The sequence below is a fragment of the Caballeronia sp. genome, from assembly GCF_028292365.1.
GTDB lineage: Bacteria > Pseudomonadota > Gammaproteobacteria > Burkholderiales > Burkholderiaceae > Caballeronia.
The window spans coordinates 1-23,841 of sequence record NZ_JAQGMM010000520.1; the positions used below are offsets into that span (position 1 = coordinate 1).

20 protein-coding genes and 1 pseudogene are annotated in these 23,841 nt (G+C 61.0%); 14 read left to right on the forward strand and 7 right to left on the reverse strand.

The window, feature by feature from the left end:
* From JWR14_RS30360 to JWR14_RS30370, 3 genes are all read left to right on the forward strand, one after another.
* The coding region (locus JWR14_RS30360; protein ID WP_299716769.1) for an MFS transporter at positions 1 to 438 on the forward strand (438 nt) is incomplete at its 5' end.
* Between the two features lie 151 nt (positions 439 to 589).
* Complete coding sequence (locus JWR14_RS30365) at positions 590 to 1,267, forward strand: response regulator transcription factor (RefSeq protein ID WP_299716771.1); 678 nt, start codon at positions 590 to 592, stop codon at positions 1,265 to 1,267.
* Positions 1,257 to 2,612 (forward strand): sensor histidine kinase, encoded by a 1,356-nt coding sequence (locus tag JWR14_RS30370; protein ID WP_299716773.1) that lies wholly within the window; start codon positions 1,257 to 1,259, stop codon positions 2,610 to 2,612. Before JWR14_RS30365 ends, JWR14_RS30370 begins: the two co-directional genes overlap by 11 nt.
* Positions 2,613 to 2,664: 52 nt before the next feature.
* On the opposite strand, the gene zwf is transcribed toward JWR14_RS30370, so the two are convergent.
* The 5 genes from zwf to JWR14_RS30395 all read right to left on the reverse strand — a co-directional run bounded on the left by zwf (position 2,665) and on the right by JWR14_RS30395 (position 10,419).
* Positions 2,665 to 4,140: a glucose-6-phosphate dehydrogenase gene (zwf, locus tag JWR14_RS30375; protein WP_299716775.1), complete on the reverse strand. Its 1,476-nt coding sequence runs from the start codon at positions 4,138 to 4,140 to the stop codon at positions 2,665 to 2,667.
* Positions 4,141 to 4,381: 241 nt separating this feature from the next.
* Complete coding sequence (locus JWR14_RS30380; RefSeq protein WP_299716777.1) at positions 4,382 to 6,187, reverse strand: phosphodiesterase; 1,806 nt, start codon at positions 6,185 to 6,187, stop codon at positions 4,382 to 4,384.
* 286 nt (positions 6,188 to 6,473) lie between these two features.
* Complete coding sequence (locus JWR14_RS30385) at positions 6,474 to 7,844, reverse strand: gluconate:H+ symporter (protein ID WP_299716780.1); 1,371 nt, start codon at positions 7,842 to 7,844, stop codon at positions 6,474 to 6,476.
* Positions 7,845 to 7,931: 87 nt separating this feature from the next.
* Entirely contained in the window at positions 7,932 to 9,047 is a 1,116-nt protein-coding gene (locus JWR14_RS30390) for a porin (RefSeq protein ID WP_299716783.1), read from the reverse strand.
* Positions 9,048 to 9,219: 172 nt separating this feature from the next.
* Complete coding sequence (locus JWR14_RS30395) at positions 9,220 to 10,419, reverse strand: aminotransferase class V-fold PLP-dependent enzyme (RefSeq protein ID WP_299716786.1); 1,200 nt, start codon at positions 10,417 to 10,419, stop codon at positions 9,220 to 9,222.
* A 114-nt stretch (positions 10,420 to 10,533) separates the two neighbouring features.
* On the opposite strand from JWR14_RS30395, the gene JWR14_RS30400 reads away from it, so the two are divergent.
* Both JWR14_RS30400 and JWR14_RS30405 read left to right on the forward strand, forming a co-directional pair.
* Positions 10,534 to 11,388 carry an IclR family transcriptional regulator gene (locus JWR14_RS30400; RefSeq protein ID WP_299716789.1) on the forward strand — a complete coding sequence of 285 codons (855 nt, stop codon included), beginning with the start codon at positions 10,534 to 10,536 and terminating at the stop codon, positions 11,386 to 11,388.
* Between the two features lie 82 nt (positions 11,389 to 11,470).
* Positions 11,471 to 11,932 carry a RidA family protein gene (locus JWR14_RS30405; RefSeq protein WP_299716822.1) on the forward strand — a complete coding sequence of 154 codons (462 nt, stop codon included), beginning with the start codon at positions 11,471 to 11,473 and terminating at the stop codon, positions 11,930 to 11,932.
* A 44-nt stretch (positions 11,933 to 11,976) separates the two neighbouring features.
* Here JWR14_RS30405 and JWR14_RS30410 read toward each other — a convergent pair whose 3' ends face one another.
* Positions 11,977 to 12,810: a class I SAM-dependent methyltransferase gene (locus JWR14_RS30410; protein ID WP_299716792.1), complete on the reverse strand. Its 834-nt coding sequence runs from the start codon at positions 12,808 to 12,810 to the stop codon at positions 11,977 to 11,979.
* A gap of 89 nt (positions 12,811 to 12,899) precedes the next feature.
* Positions 12,900 to 13,334: a GFA family protein gene (locus JWR14_RS30415; protein WP_299716795.1), complete on the reverse strand. Its 435-nt coding sequence runs from the start codon at positions 13,332 to 13,334 to the stop codon at positions 12,900 to 12,902.
* Between the two features lie 254 nt (positions 13,335 to 13,588).
* On the opposite strand from JWR14_RS30415, the gene JWR14_RS30420 reads away from it, so the two are divergent.
* From JWR14_RS30420 to JWR14_RS30460, 9 genes and pseudogenes are all read left to right on the forward strand, one after another.
* Positions 13,589 to 14,626: an AraC family transcriptional regulator gene (locus JWR14_RS30420; protein WP_299716798.1), complete on the forward strand. Its 1,038-nt coding sequence runs from the start codon at positions 13,589 to 13,591 to the stop codon at positions 14,624 to 14,626.
* Between the two features lie 234 nt (positions 14,627 to 14,860).
* Entirely contained in the window at positions 14,861 to 16,012 is a 1,152-nt protein-coding gene (locus JWR14_RS30425; protein WP_299716801.1) for an acyltransferase, read from the forward strand.
* 239 nt (positions 16,013 to 16,251) lie between these two features.
* Positions 16,252 to 18,084: an allophanate hydrolase gene (atzF, locus tag JWR14_RS30430; protein ID WP_299716804.1), complete on the forward strand. Its 1,833-nt coding sequence runs from the start codon at positions 16,252 to 16,254 to the stop codon at positions 18,082 to 18,084.
* Between the two features lie 23 nt (positions 18,085 to 18,107).
* Positions 18,108 to 19,205, forward strand: a complete 1,098-nt coding sequence (locus JWR14_RS30435) for a BMP family ABC transporter substrate-binding protein (protein WP_299716807.1) — start codon at positions 18,108 to 18,110, stop codon at positions 19,203 to 19,205.
* Positions 19,206 to 19,240: 35 nt separating this feature from the next.
* Entirely contained in the window at positions 19,241 to 20,356 is a 1,116-nt protein-coding gene (locus JWR14_RS30440; RefSeq protein WP_299716810.1) for an ABC transporter permease, read from the forward strand.
* Positions 20,349 to 21,275 (forward strand): ABC transporter permease, encoded by a 927-nt coding sequence (locus JWR14_RS30445; RefSeq protein ID WP_299716813.1) that lies wholly within the window; start codon positions 20,349 to 20,351, stop codon positions 21,273 to 21,275. The genes JWR14_RS30440 and JWR14_RS30445 overlap by 8 nt, the downstream gene beginning before the upstream one ends.
* A gap of 50 nt (positions 21,276 to 21,325) precedes the next feature.
* The gene (locus tag JWR14_RS30450; RefSeq protein WP_299716816.1) at positions 21,326 to 22,018 is read left to right on the forward strand and encodes an isochorismatase family cysteine hydrolase; all 693 of its coding nucleotides are present in this window, start codon (positions 21,326 to 21,328) and stop codon (positions 22,016 to 22,018) included.
* Positions 22,019 to 22,020: 2 nt separating this feature from the next.
* Positions 22,021 to 23,631, forward strand: coding sequence for an ABC transporter ATP-binding protein (locus JWR14_RS30455; RefSeq protein WP_299716819.1), 1,611 nt, complete (start codon positions 22,021 to 22,023; stop codon positions 23,629 to 23,631).
* 25 nt (positions 23,632 to 23,656) lie between these two features.
* Positions 23,657 to 23,841, forward strand: a pseudogene (locus JWR14_RS30460) (cysteine hydrolase); the annotation flags it as partial.

Sequence of the window (23,841 nt, forward strand, 5' to 3'; positions counted from 1 at the left end):
AACCTCGTGTGGTTGCCGCTCTCGGGTGCGTTGTCTGACCGCATCGGTCGCCGCCCGGTGCTGCTGTTCTTCACGATCCTCACCATCCTCACGTCGTATCCGGCGGTGCAGTGGCTGGTCGCCGATCCGTCGTTCCTACGCCTGCTCGGCGTGGAACTGTGGCTCTCGTTCCTGTACGGCAGCTACAACGGTGCAATGGTCGTGGCGCTTACCGAAGTCATGCCGGTCGAAGTTCGCACGACAGGTTTTTCGCTGGCATATAGCCTGGCGACGACTATCGGCGGGTTCACGCCGGCCATCTCCACGTACCTGATTCATGTGACGGGCAACAAGGCGGCGCCGGGTGCATGGATGGCCGTTGCGGCGGTCTGCGGGTTGATCGCGACGCTGGTTTTGTACCGATCCACAGAAGCACGCGGCCAGTACAAGACCGCTTGAAGGGCAGCGCTCAACACCAGCCCCGCGCATGGCCACGCCCGAGCGATATACACTTCGCCTGAGGGCCGTGGCCCGGCGTGGCGTGAGGCTTGTTCGAATCACACGCATGCCGGGCTGACGGCCAATGCCCATGCATAACGCGGTGAACGTGATGAAGCTACTGCTGGTCGAGGACAATGAGCAACTGGCTCATTGGCTCGCTAAGATCCTGGAAGACGATGGTTTTGTGCTCGATCGCGTCAATGACGGCGACGCGGCCGACCGGTTCCTGCGCACCACGCGCTACGACGTCGTGCTGCTCGATCTCAACTTGCCGAATCTATCGGGCAAGGGCGTGCTGCGGCGGTTGAGAGAACGGGGCGACGACACCCCGGTGCTTATCCTGACCGCTAGCGGCTCGGTGGATGAAAAGGTGATTTGCCTGAGCGCCGGCGCGGACGATTACGTTGTCAAGCCGTTCGACGCACGCGAACTGGTCGCGCGGGTCAAGGTGCTGGTGCGGCGTCAGTTGCCTTCGCGATCGAACAGCACGCGCTGCGGCGATCTTTCCTACGATATCGACCGGCGGCAGTTTTCGGTAGCAGGCGACGTGTTAAGCCTGACACCAAGAGAGCATGCCGTGCTCGAGACCTTGATCCTCAAGGCCAAGAAGACGGTTTCCAAACCGATGCTCGCCGATTCGCTCGGCAGCTCAACCACCCACACGAGCGAAGACGCCATCGAGATCTACGTCTCGCGGCTGCGCAAGAAGCTCGAGAAAAGCACCGCCACCATCATTACGCTTCGAGGCCTGGGTTATCTGTTGCAAGCCAGCAGCGATGACGAATAGCCTGCGCCTTCGGCTTCTGCTGTGGTTGCTGCTGCCGCTGACTGTCTATGTGCTTGCGGCAGGTTACATGGCCCGTGAAGGCGCGCAGAAAACCGCGAGCCTGATCCAGGACAATGCGCTGCTCGCATCCGCCCGCGTGATGGCCGGCGACGTCAAGTGGGACGACAGTTTCCTGCATGCGGACATTTCTCCGAGCGCTATCGAAATCCTGAGTTCGCCCTACGGTGACCGGGTATTTTTTCGTATCCGCGTGATCGACGGGCCGGCGATAGCAGGCACATCGGATCTCGAACAGGTCGAGCCACCGAGTTCACCTGGCTGGTACGACACCGAGATCGACGGTCAGCCGGTGCGCGCGGTTTCCATCATCCGGCCGATGTACGACTCCGGTGAAAGCAAGCGCATTCTTGTTTCAGTGGGCCGCACGGAACTGGAGCGCGATGCATTGGCGACGGAGTTATGGCGGCCGCAATTGCTGCACTTCGCAGAGATCATCGCGATTGCAATCGTGCTGGTGTGCGTCGGCCTGACCTTCGAATTGCGGCACCTGATGGCGCTGACCAACGACGTTCGCGACCGCGCGCCGAATGAACTTGTGCCGTTGCGCTCGGAGCATCTTCAGAGCGAGTTGCGGCCCATTGTCGATGCGATAAACCAGTGCATTGCCAGGATCGAACGGCAGACCGCCATGCAGCGCCGTTTCATTGCGCATGCAGCGCATCAGTTGCGAACGCCGCTGACATTGCTCGGTGCGCAACTGCAATATGCGCGACGCCACGACGATCTCGCCACCGTCAAAGAGACGCTATCTGCCATGCACAAGAGCAATGGAGCGCTGGTGTCGCTGACGAACCAGTTGCTGTTGCTCGCGCAAGCCGAGACCGCTGACTACAGCCATTTTGAAGGCGAGCGCGTTGATTTGCGCGAGGTGGCGACAACGGTAATTGAGGAGCTTGCGTTGCTGGCGCAGCGTCGCGGGATCGAGCTGGCGGCGCAGCTTGCCGAGGACGCGATCGTATTGGGGAACGCGCGTTTATTGTCGGTGCTGGTTTTCAACCTGGTCGATAACGCCATCCGATACACCCCCGCGTCGGGTCACGTAACGTTGTTGATCGAGCGGCGCGAGAAGACGATTGTGCTGGCCGTCACCGACGACGGTCCCGGCATTCCAGCCGATGTCCGCGATCGCGTGTTCGAGCCGTTCTTCAGGGCATCGGGGGAAGAAGGCAGCGGGCTGGGTCTTGCGATAGTGCGTGAGATCGTGCGGGCACACCGCGCAAGCATCAGTCTCGATGACGGCCCCGGCGGCGAGGGTCTCGCGGCCGAGGTCCGGTTTTCGGTTTAGCGCTTTAGTTTCCGCATCACTCGCACCGGCGGACCGTTGCGAGTGACCAGAATCAAGCCTCTTCAGCCCAAGCCATGTTCTCCCGCGCCATCAGCGCTGAAGAGGCGGCCGGTCCGAACGTGCCCGCCGTATAAGTGCGCGGACGGTCGTTCAATTCCTTCCAGCCGTCGAGAATGGGTTCGACCCACGCCCATGCCGCTTCGAGTTCATCGCGGCGCATGAAGTGCGTCAGGCGACCGCGCATTACATCGATCAACAACCGCTCGTACGCTTCCGCGCGACGCTCGCTAAATGCTTGCTGTAGATCCAGGTTCAGGTTCACCGGCAGCATATGCATGCCGCTACCCGGCTCTTTAGCGAGCATTTGCAACTGGATCGATTCTTCCGGTTGCAACTGGATAACCAGCCGGTTGCCATAGTTGCGCGGTCCGCTTGGAATGATCGAGAACGGCAGGTCGGCGAAGTCGATCACGATCTCCGATTGCTTCTTCTGCAAGCGCTTGCCCGTACGCAGGAAGAACGGCACGTTCGCCCAGCGCCAGTTGTTGATATGCGCGCGGATTGCGACGAAGGTCTCGGCGCGACTGTCCGTCGGCACGTTGTCCTCTTCCATGTAACCCTTGACCGGCTCGCCATCAATCGCGCCCGGACTGTACTGGCCACGCACGGTATCGCGGGCAATATCTGCGACCGTCATCTTGCGCAGCGAACGCAGCACCTTGAGCTTTTCATCGCGCACGGCATCGGGATCGAGCGACACGGGCGGCTCCATGGCCACGATGCATAGCAGTTGCAGCAAGTGGTTCTGCACCATGTCGCGCAGTGCGCCGGTCTGGTCGTAGAAGCCCGCACGGCTGCCTACGCCCACCGTTTCCGCCACGGTGATCTGCACGCTTTTGATATACGGCGCCTGCCATAGCGGACCGAAGATGGCGTTGCCGAAGCGCAGCACCATCAGGTTCTGCACCGTTTCCTTGCCGAGATAATGGTCGATACGATAAATCTGCGCTTCGGCGAAATGACGGCCAACGGAAGCATTGATGGCTTGTGCCGAGGCCAGGTCATGACCGAGCGGTTTTTCCAGCACGACGCGCGCATTGCCGTCGACCAGGCCGGCGGCCGAGAGGTTGTCGCAGATGGTCGTGAACAGGTCCGGCGCGGTCGCGAGATAAAACACGCGGCACACCTCCTTGCGCGCTACTTCCGCCAGCCGCAAATAATCGCTCGCCTGATCAATGTTGATGCGCACGTAGTCGAAGAGCGCCAGGAACGTGTCCCACGATTGCGGATCGAGCGCCTTCTTGTCGACGAAAGGTTTCGATTGCTCTTCCACGAATTGCACGTACTGCTCGCGCGACCAGTCGCGTCGTCCGATCGCGATAATGCGCGTTTTCGGGGGCAGGTTGCAGTGCAAATGCGCCATGTAGAGGGCAGGCAAGAGCTTGCGTGCGGACAGGTCGCCGCCGCCGCCGAAGATGATCATGTCGACAGGAAGATCGGACGCGGCAAAGTGAGTTTGAGTGGTCATGGTGCGTAATAAATCGCGAGTGTGCAGTCAGAATTGCGCTCCGCGGAGCGGGCCGTTTACGACGCTGAGTATGTCGTTATACCAGTTACGCTTTAAACGAGCATGGTTCGCGCGTGGCGAGCGGTAGTACCGTTCACGATCGTCAAACTGGTTGAGAAAAACGTCCGACCGGTCGGGAATCTACGGAACGGTATGCATGTAACTGTAGTGTAAGCATGCGGCCCGCGCTGGGCCGGCGCGATCAGACCGACCGGTGGTGCGCAAAATCGATCGCGACAATCCCGGTCTTTTCCTTTTTGACACGACGCTTGGCGACAGCCGCAACCGCGCCTATTTCTTCGCAGATGCGCGCCGTTCCGGCGGCCACCCTGACTGCGCCAATCGACATGGTCACGAAACCAAAGAACTGCCGCCGCCGGCTCCGGTCTTCGCTGTAGATGCCGCCCGCAAGGCGGTCTTCCGGCGAGTAAAAACGTTTGACGTCTTCATTGAAGCGGTCAATGGCCTGAAGGCTGCGGCTGCGCCAGTCCGCACTTTGAAACAGTATCAGGAAGTCATCGCCGCCAATGTGGCCGAGGAAATCGCACGCTGGTTCGCAAACCGAGCGTAGCGCTGCAGCGGCGGCCTTGAGCACTTCGTCGCCTTGCCAGTAACCGTAGCAATCGTTGAATGGCTTGAAGTCATCGAGGTCGACGTAACACGCAACGAAGTCGACGCCGTTGTCGATCAGCCGCTCGACATGCGAATTGATTGGCACGTTGCCGGGAAGAAACGTCAGCGGATTGGCATAACGCGCCGCTTCCAGCCGGATGTCCGTCACGGCGCGCACTAACCGCTCGCCGGTCGCGAGCCCTACGTAGCGGCCAGCGTCGGTAATGATGAGACCGTCGGAGAGATAACGCAGGTCGTCGTTGGCAAGCATATGCGCCACTTGCGCAAGCGTGGCATAACGCTCGACCACCAGCGGCGCCGGGTTGGCAAACTGGAGGCAGGGCCGCTTGCCGAACAGCTCGCGATGGTAGGGCAGCGCGTACTGGTCCATAAAGGCGCGGCGATTGATGAGCGCGACTGGCCGCCCGTCGTCGATGATCGCTACCGCGTGCAAGTCCGGCGCCACGTTGAACAGGTCGACCACGTGATCGTTGCACGCGTCCAGCGGCAACGAGGGCGCGAAAATCAGCATCCGGTCGAGTTCGAATCCGCTCGCGCCGGATTCACGGTGGGTGTGCGTATGCGAGGGGTAGACGGTGATCCGGGACGAACGCAACAAGTGCTGGATGGGCGCGGGCAACACATGACTGGGCAGTGCCGCCGGACGGCCCAGCAAGAATCCTTGCCCATACGCAATGCCCAGGTCGCGGACGATTCCCAGATCGGCCGGTCGCTCGATGCCCTCTGCAATCAGCTCGGCGCCGCTGGCCCTTGCAAACGCGGCCATCGCTTTGACCGCCTCGAATTTCAGCGGATCGAGCGCGATGTTGTCGATGAAAAACCGGTCGATTTTCACGTAGCCCGGTGCGAGCCGTACCCAGAGATTCATGTTCGCATTCGCGCTGCCGTAGTCGTCGAGTGCGAATGCGGCTCCGCTTGCGCGCAATGCACGAACGGTCGCATCGAAACGATCAAGGTCCGCAATGACGCTCTGCTCGGTCAATTCGATCACGACACGCTCGGGCGCAAGTGCGCTCGCGCCGAGCAGATTGGCGATGCCGTTGCCCTCGCCGACGCTCGCTTCTATGACGGCGGCACTTGCGTTGACGAACAGCAAGCCGGCGCCATGGAGGCGTGCAAAGGACTCGCAGCATACCTGCGCCGCTGCAATCTCCAGCCGGTGTACCGACCCTTCCTGCTGCGCCTGTGCGAACAAGCCGCGCGGCGTCTCGAGCGAGGTGTCGGCCGGACCGCGGATGAGCCCTTCATGCCCTGCAATCTCACCATCGGCAAGGTGGACGATAGGCTGGAATACCGCCCACAAAGCACGGTCGTCAATCAATTCGTCGACCGTCGATGGCGCGCCGTGGGTGACATGGAGGGTAGAGAATTGCATTGGAATCCCGTTGAGCTGATTGGCTTAACGGCGCGACGCTGGACTTGTTGAATGAACCTTTGATGACTGAGGGCACCAGGGAGGTGCGGATTTGCGGATTGTTCGTTGGTTCACGCCTCCAGATTGCTACCGATGCGTCGGCCGTCTGATTGATGCGGCGTGGATCTGTTGGCAAGACATGCGGGCGTGGCAATAGAGCTGGTCTGTATCATTCCGGTGCACCTTCGCGCGCGCACCGGATTTGCAACGTCATAAGGCAAGCGTTTTATCCACTTGCCGCGCTGTTTCAGATCACCATCGAAAGCCCAAGTGTGAATGCCAGCGCGGTCACCGAAATAATCGTCTCGCACACGGTCCAGGTCTTGAACGTCTGCGTCACGGTCATGCCGAAGTACTCCTTGACCAGCCAGAAACCGCCATCGTTCACATGCGACAGGATCAGCGAGCCGGCGCCCGTTGCGAGCACGAGCAGTTCGGGGCGCACGCCCGTTGCGGTGGAGGCGGCGGCTGCCGCGATCGGCGCGATAATCCCTGCAGCCGTGGCCATGGCAACCGTCGCCGATCCCGTCGCCACGCGGATCAAACCAGCGACCAGCCACGCCAGGATCAAGAGCGGCACGTGTGCGCCGGTGGCTACATCGACAATCGCCTTGGAGGCACCGCTATCGATCAGGATGCGCCCAAAGCCAGCCCCGGCACCCACCACGAGCGTGATGCTGGCCGTAGGCGCCAGACACTCGTTCGTGAACTTGAGGATCGAATCGCGATTGAACCCACGCGCCGAGCCGAACGTGTAGAAACTCAACAGCACCGCAAGCAGCAGCGCCATATCCGGATGCCCGATCAGGCGCAGCACGTCATTGGCCGTCGACTTCGCCGGAGCAATCAGGTCGGCCCAACTGCCCACGAGCATCAGCAGCACCGGCAACAAGACCGTCAGCAGCGTGATACCGAAGCTCGGCAGTTTCTGCGTGGCGCGTGCGGCATCCTGCTCGATAAACTGCTGCGCCATCGGGTTGACACCCTCGAGCACGACGAACTTCGCGATGAGTTTCGAGAACAGCGGTCCGGCGATAATCGCGGTGGGAATGCCGACGATCAACGCGTAGAAAATCGTGTGGCCAATGTCGGCGTTATAAGCCGTCACCGCAAGCAACGCGGCCGGGTGAGGCGGGATCAGGCCGTGCACGACCGAGAGTCCCGCGACCATTGGAATGCCGACGCGGATCATTGACGTGCCGGTGCGCTGCGCCACGTTGAACGCGATCGGAATCAACAGCACGAAACCGACTTCGAAAAAGACCGGCAGGCCGACGAGGAACGCGATGCACATCATGGCCCAATGCACATTCTTCGGTCCAAACAATCCGATAAGCGTTTGCGCGATGCGTTCAGCTCCGCCGGATTCGGCCATCATCTTGCCGAGCATCGTACCGAGCCCGACGACGATCGCAATATGCCCGAGCGTTCCGCCTACGCCGGTTTCGAACGACTTGAGAATGGAGGTCATCGGCATGCCGACGGCAAGCGCGAGGGCGACGGACACCACCATCAGCGTAATAAACGGATTGAGCTTGAATCGCGCGATCAGCACGACCAGCGCGATGATCGCGACCAACGCGTAGACGAGTAACAGACTTCCCTGGACAGTCGCCATGGAGGCTCCAAAATAGCGGTCGGAAAAACCGGTCGAAAAAACCGGACCGTCTAGCCGCGTGGGGCTCCAACGGTCCGGCATACCTGGTTAGAACTTGTGTCGAATGCCGACCACAGTGACGAACTGACCGTTGTTGCTGGACGGATTCGTGACGCCTTCAATCCATGCCTTGGCGCCGGACGAACGCTGGTAAATGCCGTTCAGATAAACGTCCGTCGTCTTCGACAGGAAGTACTCGCCACCGAGTGCGAGCTGGTTGTAATGACCATTCGACGCGGTTGCCGAACTGCTGTTCTGGCTTGTATAGATGTAGCCGAGCGAGAGCAGCGTGGCAGGCGTGAACTGATAACGCACGCTCGCTTCGTAGTTCGCAAAACGCAGGCTGCCGCCGGTGAGAAGGTCGAAATGCGAGTTCGTGTACAGCAGGGCGACGATGGCAGGGCCGAACGTATAGGCGCCGCCTGCGCCCCAGACCTGGTTGCGCGCGACGTTGCTGATGATCGACGAACTGGTGCTGTAGTAGTTGTCGGAAGGTGCGGCGCCCGCCGTGTTGGTCGCTGGGTGGTTGACCAGCGAGTAGGCCGCGTCCAGGCGCACCGGGCCCGCGGCATAGTCCGCACCCACGCTCCACGCGCGGTTGTTCGAGAAGTCACCGGCTGTGTTCGAGAACGCGTACATTGCGTTGGCCGTGAAGCCCGAGAACGTCGGTGTTGTGTACTTGACGGCGTTGTTGGTGCGGTAGGTATTGTTGATGTCGTCGTTGTCGTAGATCGCATTGCCATACTGGCTCATTGCGCCTACGCCGTTGATCTGCAGGTTCGACAGATAATCCTGCACGCTGTTGTACTGGCGGCCGAGCGTGATCGTACCCGCGCGGTTATTGCTCAGCCCTACCCATGCACTGCGGCCGAACATCCGTCCAGCCTGGCCCGACGCGCCCGATTCCAGGCTGAAGCCGTTCTCGAGCCTGAACAGGACCTTGTTGCCACCGCCCAGATCCTCGCTGCCCAGCAAACCCCAGCGCGACCCTTGCACATTGCCTTGAGTGGCCTGATACGCGCTATTGCCTTTTTGATTATTGGTGTAGGTGAAGCCGGCATCCACAATACCGTAGAGCGTCACGCTGCTCTGGGCGAAAGCGGCTTGCGCAACGCTTCCAGTCACGGCGACGGCCACGGCCGTGCGAAGGATCTGCTTATGCATCTGGTTTCCTCTGGTCGAAAGAAGGGCATCCATCGATGAATTTTTGTTCTCTTCGATGGAATAAGGATTACTAAACGTGCAAGGCAAAGCGACGCCGGAGAAATCCGGCGTATCGGTCAAACAGATCGGTCATACAAGAAAATCAGGTCCGTCCGGGCATTCAGCGGACAGCTCAGTCCGGCCAATTCCGCCGGCCGGCGCCACGCCGCGCATCGCGCTGGAAAAACGGGGTGATCAGCGGATGTGGCGCTTGCTGCGCGCGCTCGAGTTCATCAAGCAGGCGTTCAAGCACGCTGTGCTCCTGGCCCGGATGCAGATTGCACGGGTCGATGAAGAAGAAATTCAGTTCGGCCTCGTGATCGCGGACGATCACCGGCACGCTGCCCGCCGGCGGATGGGCAAGGGCGTCGGCCAGGTCCCAGGCGCTGATACGCGCTTCCCGTGGATCGATGGACAGCTTCAGGCGATCGAGCGGATTGCCGGTCGGATCGGCATCGATCTCCGCGCGCACGCCGGGACGGACATTGAGCGCTTCACGCCACAACTCAAGATAACTGCGCTCTCGGGCGCGCACCGCTGCATGGTCGCGCTGCTGCCATTGCTCAAGTGCAGCGATGGCGCCGGCAATCCCTTCCTTGCCCACTTTCATGCCACGGCCAATGCCGCTATTCTGGAAATAGGCGGCACGTACCAGCTTTTTCTTGCCGGCGACAATACCGGCGGTCGGACCGCCGAGAAACTTGTGCGCCGAATACAACACGAGATCGGCGCCCGCGGCAATGAAACGCGTGAGGTCATATTCCGAGGCCGCATCGACGATAACCGGTACACCCTTCGCATGCGCGAGGGCGATAAATTCTTCCACGTGGATCAGTCCGAACTGGACCGTGTGATGCGAGACTACATAGAGCGCCGCGGTCGTGCGCTCGTTGATCGCGGCGGATAACTGGTAGCCATGCGACTCCGTGGCGGCTCCCACCGGCACGACGCGAGCGCCGGCGAGCCGGATCGACTGATCGATGGGTGCGCCATAATTGACGAGGTGGCCCGTTTGCACGACGACCTCGTTGCGCAGGCCGCTGGTGTCGGGCAATCGCTCGATCAGTCCGGAATCGTCGCCGGTCATGGTGGCAGCAATGCCGAGCGTGATCGCAGCTGAACAAGATGCTGTGACATAACCGCTTTCGCTGCCGCAGGCCTGTGCGATTACGGCAGACGCCTTGCGCTGCAAGTCGTCGATCTCGACGAACTGAGGCAGGATTGCCGCCATGGCTTCAATGACCGGGGCCGCCACAATGGACGCACCCAGGCTCGTCATCGTGCCCGACACATTGATGACCGGGCGTAGACCAAATCGGGAATAAATATCCATCGTGCGGCTCCTGACATTCCTTTATTATGGAATATATGTTGTAATTGTGTATTAGATTATCATACGATGCGCTTGCGTCAAACTGTACAAAAACATTCAGTCTCCGGGAGCGCAATGGCCGCCAAGCCCAGTCAAACCAAGCAGGAACCGCAGCCAGTCGAGCAGGCCGCGCCCGAGCTTCCCGCCACTTCGCCCCGCACACGCACGAGCGCGATCGACCGGGTAGTGCAGATTCTCGACGCGTTGCAGGAAACCAAGCGTCCGACCACCGCGTATGAGATTGCGCATCTGGTCGGTGCGCCGTTGTCGACTGTCTATTCCATCATCAACGACCTGGTGGAGAAGAACCTGCTTGCGCGCACGCCCGACGGCGCAATCTGGCTTGGTTCGCGGCTGTACGGGTACGGGCTGACGTACGCCAGTTCGCTCGACTATCTTGCGGTCGCGCACGAGGAGATGAACCGGTTGTCGGCCCAGGTCGGCGAGACGGTGCAGGTCTGCGGACTCGAAGACGGGATGATGGTCGTGTTGCAAATGGCTGAGGGGCCGGGCCATTTCCGCGTGACCTCGCGCGTGGGAAGCCGGGTGCCGCTCAACTGGACTGCGTCGGGGCGGTTGCTGGTGGGACATCTGCCGGACGCCGAGCGGGTCGCTTATTTCGAGCGGTACGCGAAACCGTCTCCCACTGCGCGCGCCGAGACGCGTCCTGATGTACTCGCGAAAATGGCGCGCGAAGCGCTGGATGCGCACCTGTCAATCCAGATCGGGGAGTCGGATGCGTCCGTGGCATGTCTCGCCGCACCCGTACTCGATCAGGCAGGAGACTGCGTGTTCACGATATCGATCGTGATGCCGGAAGCTAAAGCGCTTCAGAGTACTGAACGTTTCGGCGACGAACTGAAGGTCGTTGCCGCACGCATTGAAGCGCGGCTTGGCTGGCAGCGCCGCACGCCCGACTCGATCGGCTAAACGCGGTGCTGGTTAACGGGTATTTGAATTCTGTCCTCAACACTTGAAAGAGAACCAACGCAACATGGGATTTTCGACTGAGATGAACTGCTATGAACGACTGCAGGCCCGCGGCTTAAAACTTCAGGACGTGCCCGCACCCATAGGTAATTTCACTCACTGCACACGCGAAGGCAACTTGCTGTTCTTGTCGGGACAAGGGCCACTTGACGCAACCGGGCATCTGATGACGGGCAAGGTTGGTGACACCGTTACCGCTGATGAAGCATATGAACACGCGTTACTCGTGGGTCTTAACCTGTTGTCGGTCCTGCATGTGGAGCTGGGTGATTTAAGCCGGGTAAAACGCATCGTGAAACTGCTTGGCATGGTCAATGCAACATCGGATTTCACCGATCACCCGCGCGTGATCAACGGCTGCTCCGATCTCTTCGTCGATGTGTTCGGCGACGCGGGCCGGCACTCGCGTTCGGCTGTCGGCGTGGGGTCGTTGCCGGGCAACATCACGGTAGAGATCGAAGCAATTGTTGCTATTCGCGACTGATTCAGCGATTGAGACTCAGCGGTAGTTCGTTCTCACGTTTGTTCTCACTTCAGCTCGATCACGACTTCGAGGTACTCGCTCGGCAGCACCAGCGTGCTGTCGCCCGAACGGTTGCGGCTCTCCATGAGCGCCAGCAAGTCCTGCGTGAACGCAGCCTGCTTCTCGGCGTCGAGAGCGCCGAAGGTCTTGTTCATCGGGCCGTAGTAGGTGCGGAACACGTCGAGCCAGTGCGCCGGCGAGTGGTAACGGAAGACAAACTCGCGGCTGGTCACGCGGATCTCCCGCGCGGCGTGTTCAAACAACTCGTCGAGCCTTGCCTTGGTGCCCCACAACGCTGGCGACCTCACACCAGGCGCGGGCGGAACGTATTTGCCAATCGTCTTGAACACCTGACCGATAAAGCTGTCGGGCGTCCAGTTCGCCATGCCGATCCTCCCGCCCGGTTTGCAGACACGCGCGAGTTCGTGCGCCGCGTTGTCCTGGTTCGGGGTGAACATCACTCCGAAGGTGGACATCACCACGTCGAATGACGCGTCGGGAAACGGCAGGTTTTCGGCATCGGCTTCCTGGAACTGGATCGTGTGGCCCTCGGCCTTCGCGCGTGCTCGCCCGGACTCAAGCAGTGACGCAACGTAGTCGGTCGAGGTGACATTGCACCAGCGGCGCGCGGCCGCCAGCGTGGCGTTGCCGTTGCCGGCGGCGACATCGAGAACGCGGCTGCCTGAGCGCAGATCAAGCGCCTCGCACAGGTTCTCGCCGACGATCTGCAGCGTGGTCCCGACGACGGCATAGTCGCCTGCGGACCATGCGGCTTGCTGGCGGGTCTTGACGGCGGCGAGGTCAATAGCCGGGGTGACGGTGGATGTATCTGCTGACATGCCTGTACTCCTGATCATATAAAGATGAACCGGGTTTCGACGCAGCCACGCGGGGCTGCATGGTGTGGCCACGGATTGAATGAAATAAGTTATTCCGCCAAGGCGACGCCCGAGCCGCCCATTTCCTCTGGAAGATCTCTCATCTTCGGCAAGCCGTCCTTCAATCGCAGCTTCGTTTCCTGATAGTTGACGTGAACGCCGGCCTCGTAGGGAAAGTCTGCAATAACTGCTGCATACACATCGGTGAGTCCCATGCCGGGGTGCTCGGTAAAGAGGTGGCCGCCGCAGGTCTTGCACCATTTGCGATAGCTGTTCGGCGTCTTGTTGTAAGTGCCTATGTTGTCGGCGCCGTGCGTAACGTGCACCGCCTCGGGCTTCCATAACGTAAAGGCGTTGACGGGTCCTGCCGACCAGCGTCTACACGAATCGCAGTGGCAATACCCCATGCCAACCGGCTCGCCGGTGACCGTGAGCTGAACCGCGCCGCAAAAGCAGGCTCCCTTGTAAGTCTTTTCATCACTCATGATGCATCTCCCTCAATGGTTTTACCCGGGCGTGCATGGGTCTGCCGATGCAGTCTCGCCCAACGGACTGGTGCGCGCCGCAGCACGCACTTGATAGCACCGCATGCACTCGTCTGAACGTTAGGATTGGCACTGGAAGCTGCGGTACGTGGGTGCTAGTATTTACGAATCGCTTATCCTGATGAATGATCAGGCGTCCAGATTTATTGTGCAGGACGCCGTATTCAACAGGCACTATTCAACGGACACAATTCATGGATGCCGTTTCCGACGTGCTTCGCGCAGTGCGCCTGAGCGGAGCGGTGTATCTCAATGGAGAGTTCACTGAGCCGTGGTGCGTGATAGGTCAGGGAAATGCGGCCCTCTACGGGGCTTTCCTGCCGCTATCGGAACGCGTGGTGTCTTATCATCTGATCACTGAAGGGCGCTGCTGGGCGCAACTCGCTGACAATCAAGGCTCCGCGATTTACCTCAATGCCGGCGAGCTGCTGGTGGTGCCGCAAGGCGAAGCGCACATTATCGGCAGCGACCTGGCGCTTTCTCCCGCGTCGGCGGCACCGTTGCTCGCCAGTCAATTGCAGACAACGCCGGGCCAGGTGATGACGTTGTCTTATGGAGGCGGCGGAACCGGCACACGTCTTATCTGCGGTTTCCTGGCCTGCGACAACAGCTTGAGCAACCCGTTGCTTTCCTCGCTGCCGCCCATCTTCAAGGTCGACATGCGCAACGATCCGCGCTCGGCATGGCTTACATCGTCACTGCAATTTGCGGCAGCCGAAGCGAGCGAGTGGCGGGCCGGCAGTGCCATTGTTCTCGCCAGACTGTCTGAGTTGCTGTTCGTCGAAGCCGTGCGCCGTTGTATCGATACCCTGCCTGCGGACCGCAAAGGGTGGCTGGCGGGTGTGCGCGACCGCTTCGTCGGTCGTGCGTTATCGATGCTCCATGCGCAACCCGCACACGCCTGGACCGTCGATGAACTCGCGCGAAAGGTGGGCTTGTCGCGTTCCGCGTTGGCGCAACGATTCACTGACCTGCTGGGACAACCGCCCATGCAGTATCTGGCGCGCTGGCGCCTGCAGGTCGCGGCGCAGGAACTCTTGAACGGCAGCAAGTCGCTCGCCGCGGTGGCGGAGCAGGTCGGCTACGAATCGGAGGCGGCATTCAACCGGGCGTTCAAGCGGGAATTCGGCACGCCGCCGGCGTACTGGCGAAAGAACCAGGGGGTGGCAGATGCTGCCGGCGTACCCGTCAATCCCGCCGAACCTGTTGGCGAGCCAACCGCAGCTGTTTGAGTCCCGGTCCGCGCATCGATCCCGTCCACACCTGAAACAGGCTGGCAAAAATTACGGCTGCCCGAGCGACGCGCATCGGCAATAACGAAAAAAAGTATTAGAAAGTTATACAGCACTAATTGTCTATTGAATTGGCCATTAAACTTTCCTTTACCAACCATTTAATTTGGTAGAGCGTATCAACCGAACATTGTCATCACCCGCCAATACTCCCGACCGCAAGGTATTTATCGGATGAATGAAATAAGCCCTTCTCGTGGCCGTTATTTTCCCCAACTCGATGCATTGCGTGGCATCGCCGCCCTGATGGTCGTGATTAATCACTTCTTATTGGTCAGTCCGCTCTGGTGGGTACCCAGGTCGCCGTTGCGCGTACTGGCGCTCGGCCATGAGGCGGTTATCCTTTTCTTCATACTTAGTGGATTTGTCCTGACCCTGCAATTAATGTCGGATCGACGGATCGCGTATCGCGACTATGCAATCAGGCGCATTTGCCGGATCTACCTGCCTTATCTGGCGGTGTTGTTTGCTGCTTTCTCCGCAATTAATCTGATCAATATAGAGCCGGTTAAATGGGCCGGTTCATGGTTTAACGATATCTGGACCGGATCATTCTCCGGGAGGGAGATACTGGATCATTTGTTATTCATCGGACAATACAAAGCCAATCGCGTGCTTCCGGTGATCTGGTCCTTGATCTACGAGATGCGTATTTCGCTGATGATGCCGTTGGTCGTGTATTGCGTCAGCCGCTTTTCCGCACGGGCTTGCCTGGCTGCCGCGCTGTCCATTTCGGTGGTTTCCTTCCTCTTCGCCATGGGGAGAAATGCGGACGAGACGAGCAGCCCAAGCTTCAGCGGCGACTGGGCGATGACCGCGCATTACCTGGGCATGTTCATTGTCGGCGGGACGTTGGCGCGCCACCGTGTGACCTGGCAACAGTGGCTCGCGAAGGGCAACCGGACGATGCTTGTCCTCGCCGCTTCGCTCGCGTTCTTTTTCCTGTCGCGCCTGGTGCTGTCGATTACGTCGGGTGCTGTCGGTCAGTGCATCTTCGACTGGTGTGTCGTGGCGGGCGCCGCGGGCATGGTCTGTACGGCAATCGCATCGAGTCGTTTCACGTTGATGCTCGCCAGGCGACCGGTCGTTTTCCTCGGCACGATCTCCTATAGCTTGTACCTGACTCACACGGTTGTTCTGCTTGCCGTAATCCACCTGATGCCTGCCTCGGGATCGGCATGGCGAGCGATCACGATGGCGGCGGTGCTGGTCATTCCCGTTGCAGCCGTGACGCATTTTGTGATCGAACGCCCATCGATCCTGCTGGGTAAATTCCTGACGGGGAAAAGCGTTGCCGCGACGTCGCGCGCAAACCAAACCTCCTGAAAAACAGGGTTATTTGGGCCGGCTCTCATTGGGGAAGCGGAGCGCCGCTTTTGTGCGCGCACGTTACCCGACGGTGCATCGCGCACCAGCAACTAAAGCGGCACGCACTCGGCGACGCCACTCGTCGAGCCTGCGTGATTGGCGGTGAGCTTTGTCCGGTAAGGCTTAGGAGGCCTTGAGCGCGCGCCTGGCATAGCTTCTGCATTGATGAATTCCATCTTGTATGCAAGACGGAATTCATGTCTAACTCGACCGACCTCTTTGAACGACCACGCGTCGCGGCTCTGTTAGCCGCGTATGCGGCGCGGCGTTGCTCACCGCTAGCAGTGGTCAACGCGGTGTTCAAGCGGATCAGCGCCGTTGACCGCCCGGAAGTGTGGATCGCACTGTTGCCGGAGGACGCCGCGTGCGCTCATGCACGCGCGCTTGAAGACGCGCTTGCCAACGAAGGCGACGCGGTATTCGAACGTTTGCCGCTGTTCGGCGTGCCGTTCGCGGTCAAGGACAATGTCGACGTAGCGGGGTTGCCAACTACCGCCGCGTGCGAGCCCTTCAGTTACACGCCTGATGTGTCGGCGTTCGCCGTTCAGCGGCTGCTCGATGCGGGCGCGATCCTGATCGGCAAGACCAATCTGGATCAGTTTGCTACGGGTCTCGTCGGCACACGCTCACCGTTCGGTGCGGTGCGTCAGGTTGAGTTTCCCGCGTATGTATCGGGTGGATCGAGTTCCGGGTCGGCGGTGGCCGTTGCTGCCGGGTGCGTTGCGTTTTCGCTGGGCACGGACACAGCCGGGTCCGGCCGCGTGCCGGCGGGATTCAACGGGCTCGTAGGACTAAAGCCATCGTTGGGGCTGGTGAGCAAGCGCGGTGTGGTGCCGGCTTGCCGCAGCCTGGATACGCTTTCGGTCTTCGCGCACGATGTGGCGGACGCCTGGCATGTACTGGCGCAGATGGCCGCGTTCGACGCGTTCGATGCGTACTCGCGCAAGCTGCCCGCCCTGGGCGCGAGCGCTGCTCCCGTCCGCGTAGGCGTACCCGCCGAGCTGGAATTTTTCGGCGACTCCAACGCCAAGAACGCGTTCCTCGCGACCCTCGATACGCTCTCGACCGGACTGGGTCTCACGCCCGGCGAAGTCGATTTCGCGCCGTTTAAACGTGTATCGGCGTTGCTCTACGACGGCCCGTGGGTCGCCGAGCGCCGCGCTGCGCTGGGCACGTTCTTCGAGACAAACTACGAGGATATCGACGCAACGGTGGCGTCGGTAATCGGCAAGGCTGATCCATTCAGCGCAGTCGATGCCTTCAATGGCCAATACACGCTCGCGGAACTCAAGCGCGAAACCGAGCAGTGCTTTGATCAGTTCGATATCCTGATTGTCCCGACCACGCCGACCCATCCGCTGATCGCCGACGTGCAGGCAAACCCCATCGAACGTAATAGCGAACTGGGCTATTACACCAACTTCGTCAACCTGCTGGATCTATGCGCGCTGGCCGTGCCATGCCTGCGTCGCGGCGACGGTTTGCCGGCCGGCGTGACGCTGATTGCGCCGAGAGGCGCTGACCATCGTCTGGCTGTGTTGGGCGCGCGGATCCAGGCGCTTTTCGGCGAACACTCCGATCCGTCTCCCGATCTCCAGCCGTTGCCATTCCAGGAGCCGGCTGTTGCGCTGGCCGTGGTGGGTGCGCATTTGAGAGGGCAGCCGCTCAACCGGCAATTGCTGGAAGCGGGCGCTCGCTTCAAGGAAGCGACTCATACCGCGCCGGGGTATCGGCTCTTTGCACTTGCCAATACGTCACCGCCCAAACCCGGGCTTGTACGCACCGCCGGCGCTCAAGGTGCAGCCATTGCCGTGGAAGTGTGGGAGCTGCCGTTGCGCACGTTCGGCAAGTTCGTGATGGAGGTTCCGGCACCCATGGGCATTGGCACCGTGGAGTTGAACGACGGCCGCATCGTCAAGGGTTTCATCTGCGAGCCGTCGGCGGTATCGGCGGATAGCGGCGCGGAGGACATTACCGCCTTCGGCGGCTGGATCGCCTACCTCGACAGTCTTCAGATAACAACTCAATAACCGCTAACCAGGAATCGAACGACATGACTAGCCGCCGCAATTTCATCAAGGACGCGAGCCTGTTGGCGCTCGCGAGCATGGTCCCGTTCAAGTCGGTGTTCGCCGCGGGTAACACAACGGTCGGCGTGATCTATGTAGGCGCGCGCGGCGATTATGGCTACAACCAGGCGCAGGCGTCGGCGGCGGCGATCATCAAGAAGCTGCCGAACGTCAAGGTCGTGGAAGAAGAGAATGTGCCCGAGACCATCGCGGTCCAGAAGACCATGGAAGCGATGATCGAACAGGACGGCGCAACGCTGATCTTCGCGACCTCGTTCGGTTACTTCGATCCGCACGTGCTCAGGATGGCGGCCAAGTATCCGAACGTCCGCTTCGCGCATTGCGGCGGTTTATGGAAGCAGGGCAATCCACCGAACATTGCGAGCTATTTTGGTTATATCGATGAATGCCAGTACTTGAACGGCGTGGTCGCCGGGCACATGAGCAAGAGCAAGAAGCTCGGCTTTGTTGCGGCCAAGCCGATTCCGCAGGTGCTGCGCAATATCAACTCGTTCACGCTCGGCGCGCAGTCCGTTGATCCCGCTATTACCACGCAGGTTATTTTCACCGGCGACTGGTCGATGCCCGTGAAAGAAGCGGAAGCGACCAACAGTCTCGTTGACCAGGGTTGCGACGTCGTCACCTGCCATGTCGATGGTCCGAAGGTCGTGGTGGAAACGGCGGAGAAGCGCGGCGTGATGAGTTGCGGTTATCACGCAAGCCAGGCTGCTCTGGCGCCCAAGGGTTATCTCACGGGTGCCGAGTGGGACTGGGCGACGCCGTACAAGGCGCTTGTTGCCGATGCCCAGGCCGGCAAGCCTCAGCCTAACGTGTTACGCGGCGGACTCAAGGAGGGTTTCGTCAAGATGTCGCCGTACGGCGCGAAGGTCACGCCCGACGCGAAGAAGGCGGCGGACGCGATCAAGGGCAGCATGATGGCGGGCGACTTCGTGATCTTCAAAGGGCCGGTGAAGGACAACAAGGGCGGCGTTGCGATCGCCTCCGGAACGAGCCACGTGCAGACCGACTACACGCTGGAGAGCATGAACTATCTCGTGGCGGGCGTGGCCGGCCAGATTTGATCGCCTGGTTCTCCTGACCTTCTGACGGAGTCGTGATGCGCCTTCATGCCCAGACTGCCCGTGTATTGCTCGCCTTGTTGCCGGCGATCCCGACAGTGCTCGCGCTTGTCGGAACCCTGGTGCTGTTTTCGTTGTTCCTGCTGGTGCAGGGTCATCCGGTCCTCGACGCCGTCGGCCTGATTTTCCAGGGCGCGTTCGGCTCGTCATTCGCCTGGCAAAGCACCTTGTTGCGCGCTTCGCCGCTGATGCTGACTGCGCTGTGCGTCGCGTTGCCGGCGCAGGTCGGGTTGATCGTGATTGGCGGCGAGGGCGCGCTGGCGCTCGGCGGCATGTGCGCGGCCATCGTCCCGCAGATGCTTCCGGCCAGCACGCCATGGCTGATTGCCACACCGCTGATGGCGCTCGCCGGGATGCTGGCAGGCGCGGTCTGGATCGGTGCCGTGGGCGCGCTGCGGCAATGGCGCGGCGTGAACGAAACTATCAGCAGCCTGCTGATGGCGTACATCGCCATTGCGCTGTTCAAGCATCTGGTCGAAGGGCCGTTGCGCGATCCGGCTAGCCTCAACAAGCCTTCTACGCTCCCCGTTCCCCCTTCCATGATGATTGGGTCGCTCCCGGGTCTCGAAGTCCATTGGGGCCTGTTGTGGGGCGTTCTTGCATGCATTGGTGCGTGGGTCTTCGTCAAGTACAGCACCAAGGGTTTTGCGATGCGCGTAGTCGGCGGCAGCAATCGCGCCGCGCGTCTGGTCGGCCTGCCGGTGAACCTGCTCGCGCTGGCTGCCTGCGCGCTTGGCGGCGCGGCGGCGGGTCTTGCGGGCATGTTCGAAGTCGCAGCGGTGCAGGGCAGCGCGAACGCGTCGCTGCTCGCCGGTTACGGATACGCCGGCATTCTGGTCGCCTTCGCCGCCCGCCAGAATCCGCTCGCAATCATTGTGTGCGCGTTGATGATCGGCGGGATCGAAGCAAGCGGCAGTCTGCTGCAACGCCGGCTTGATCTTCCCGATGCCACCACGCTCGTGCTGCAAGGCCTGCTGTTTGCGAACCTGTTGGCGTGGGAAGCGCTGGGCGGGAGGATCGCAGCCTGGCGCGTGCAACTGCAAGCCGCCGCACTCACCGACATCAACTTGCCGATGGAGCAGACCCATGCCTGACGCACATTCGCCCTTCGTGATCCTGCTGCTGTCCCTCTTTGCCGGCGCGATCCGCGTCAGCACGCCTTATCTGTTCGTGAGCCTGGGCGAATGCCTGACCGAGAAGGGTGGCCGCGTGAATCTCGGGCTTGAGGGCATTCTCGTGTCGGGCGCGATGAGCGGTTATGCCGCTTCGTTCATGACCGGCTCGCCGTGGATCGGCGTGTTCGCAGCGGGCGGTGTCGGCTTGCTGCTCGGATGCCTGCATGGGCTTGTGTGTTCGCTGCCCCGGGTGTCGGACATCGCGTTCGGTATCGCGCTCATGCTGCTCGGAACCGGACTCGCGTTCTATCTGGGCAAGCCGTTTATTGAACCGCAGGCGCCGGGTCTTCAATCGTTCGATCTCGGCACATGGACGAACTCACCGCAATTGCATAACGCGCTGCACATCAACCCGCTGTTCGTGATCGGGGTGGTGCTGGCGTTCGTACTGCAGTGGGGACTGCGCAGCACACGCTGGGGCATGACCTTGCGTCTGGTCGGCGATCACGCCGAGACCGCCCGCGCGATGGGATATCCGCTTACGCGAATTCGCATAACCGCGACCGCGGTGGGCGGCTTTTTTGCGGGGATCGGCGGGGCGTATCTGTCGCTGGTTTATCCGGGTAGCTGGAACGAAGGGCTGTCAAGCGGGCAAGGGTTGATGGCCGTCGCGCTCGTTATTTTTGCGCGCTGGCAGCCGATGCGATGCCTGTGGGCCGCACTGCTTTTCGGTGCTGCGGGGGCGCTTGGTCCAGCGTTGCAGTCGATTGGCGTGACGAGCGGCTACTACCTGTATAACGCCGCGCCCTACGTTCTCACGCTGGTCATCATGATCATCAATTGCCGTCCGGACCGGACGCTTGCCGGTGCACCCGGCGAGTTGAGTCTCACACGTTGACCTTTACGCGCTGAACGACCTGCTTATCCATTTTCAAGGCGGCCACGACCATGAACCGATTCATTGCTGCTTCTCCCTATCCCTGGCCCTTCGATGGCAACCTGCGCCCTGACAACACCGCGCTTGTCGTGATCGACATGCAAACGGATTTCTGCGGCCATGGCGGTTACGTCGACAAGATGGGGTATGACCTGTCGCTGACCCGCGCGCCGATCGAGCCGATCAAGCGCGTGATGGACATGATGCGCGAGCAGGGCTTCACGATCATTCATACGCGCGAAGGCCATCGGCCGGATTTGTCGGACCTGCCGGCGAACAAGCGCTGGCGCAGCCGTCGCGCGGGCACGGAAGGCGTGGGAATAGGCGATGACGGCCCGTGCGGCCGCATCCTCGTACGCGGCGAGCCGGGCTGGGAAATCATCCGTGAACTGGCGCCGCTGCCGGGCGAGATCGTTATCGATAAACCGGGCAAGGGCTCGTTCTGCGCAACCGATCTCGAACTCATCCTGCGCACGCGTGGCATCGTGAACCTGGTGCTGACCGGGATCACCACGGACGTCTGCGTGCATACCACCATGCGCGAAGCGAACGACCGCGGATTCGAATGCACCGTCCTCGCGGACTGTTGCGGTGCGACCGACCCCAGCAACCATCAGGCGGCGTTGCACATGATCACGATGCAAGGCGGCGTGTTCGGCGCGGTATCCGATTCGAACGCACTCCTGACCACGCTTGGTGGCTGATCATGTCGATTCCCTCGCATGCGTTAGAGGTGGAAGTGCACAACGCCGGCAAGTCGTTCGGTGCGTTTCGCGCGCTGGATAACGTGTCCATCAAGGTCCGGCCAGGCACGGTTCACGCGCTGCTCGGTGAAAACGGCGCGGGTAAAAGCACCCTCGTGAAAGGGCTGGTCGGTTACGGCCTGCTCGACGAAGGCCAGATCTCCGCCGATGGCCGCGAGGTTCGCATTGCTTCGCCGCGCGATGCGCAGGCGCTGGGTATCGGCATGGTGTACCAGCATTTCACGCTGGCGTCGGGGTTGTCGGTGGAGGAGAACCTGCTGCTGGCACGCGGGAGCTTGCCCTGGAAAATAGACTGGACGGCGGAGCGCGAAGCACTGAGTGCGTTCATGCGGCGCATGCCGTTTCGCTTGCCGCTTGACGCGCCGGTGTCCGGCTTGGCGGCAGGGGAAAAGCAAAAGCTGGAGATTCTCAAGCAGTTGTATCTCCGGCAGCGTTTCCTGATTCTCGATGAACCGACCTCCGTGCTGACGCCGCAAGAGGCGGACGAGGTGCTCGGGTTGATGCGTGACCTGACCACACGCGGCGAGCTGACCGTGCTGATGATCACGCATAAATTCCGCGAAGTGATGGCGTATGCCGACGACGTCACTGTGTTGCGCAAAGGCAGACAAGTGGGGACGAGTGCGGTATCGGCGACCAGCCGCGACGCGCTCGCCGGTTTGATGATGGGCGCCGCCGAGACGCGTGACACCGCGGTCATGGAGGTGGTCAATGCGGAACGGGTCGCGCGCAAGCCGGTGGACCCCGCAGCGCGAATACGCCTTGCCATGAGGGATATTTCTATCGACGATGATCGCGGCCACGCGGCGGTCAGGCGCGCGTCGCTTGAGATCAGATCGGGTGAAATACTGGGGATCGCGGGGGTCTCGGGGAACGGTCAGAAAGAAATGGTCGAGGCGCTGGTCGGGCAACGCCGCGTGAAAACCGGCGAGATGGAGATAGCAGGCGATGCATACCACGCGACGCGCAAGGAAATGACGCAGCGGCGTGTGTTTGCCATCCCTGAAGAGCCGCTTAAAAACGCGTGCGTGGCGAACATGAGCGTCGCGCAAAACCTCGCTCTCCGCGACTTCGACCGGCCGCCATTGCGTCGCGGCGGTTGGCGTCTCGACCGGCGTGCGATGCGGGACCGCGCCGCGCATCTTATCCACGATTTTAACGTCCGTCCGCCGTTGCCCGAACGTGCCATCGGCACGCTGTCGGGTGGCAACGTCCAGCGTGCAGTGCTCGCGCGGGAGCTGGGTCAGCCGGTCGATGTGCTGATCGTGGCGAACCCCGTGTTCGGTCTCGACTTCGCATCGGTGGCGGATATTCACGCGCGCATCATGGCGGCGCGCGACGCCGGCGCGGCGATCCTGCTCGTAAGTGAAGACCTCGACGAATTGCTGGAACTGGCGGACCGGATTGTCGTGATCGCGGAAGGGGAACTTGTGTACGAGACACCCGCCGCGAGCGCCGAGCGCGCTACGCTGGGCCACTACATGGCGGGACACGGTGACTCGGTTGCGCACGTTGCTCCGGTTGCCGAGGCGTTGAAGGAGGTTATCGAATGAGACGGAACCGCTGCGGGGACCTGCTATGACGATCACGATACCGGCGCTACCTGGTCCCTTTACATTTGAGCCGTCAACGACCGCGCTTGTCATCATCGACATGCAGCGTGATTTCATCGAACCTGGTGGCTTTGGGGAATCGTTAGGCAACGATGTATCGCTGCTTGCACAGATCGTGCCGACTGTCGCCTCGCTGCTTGCTTTGGCGCG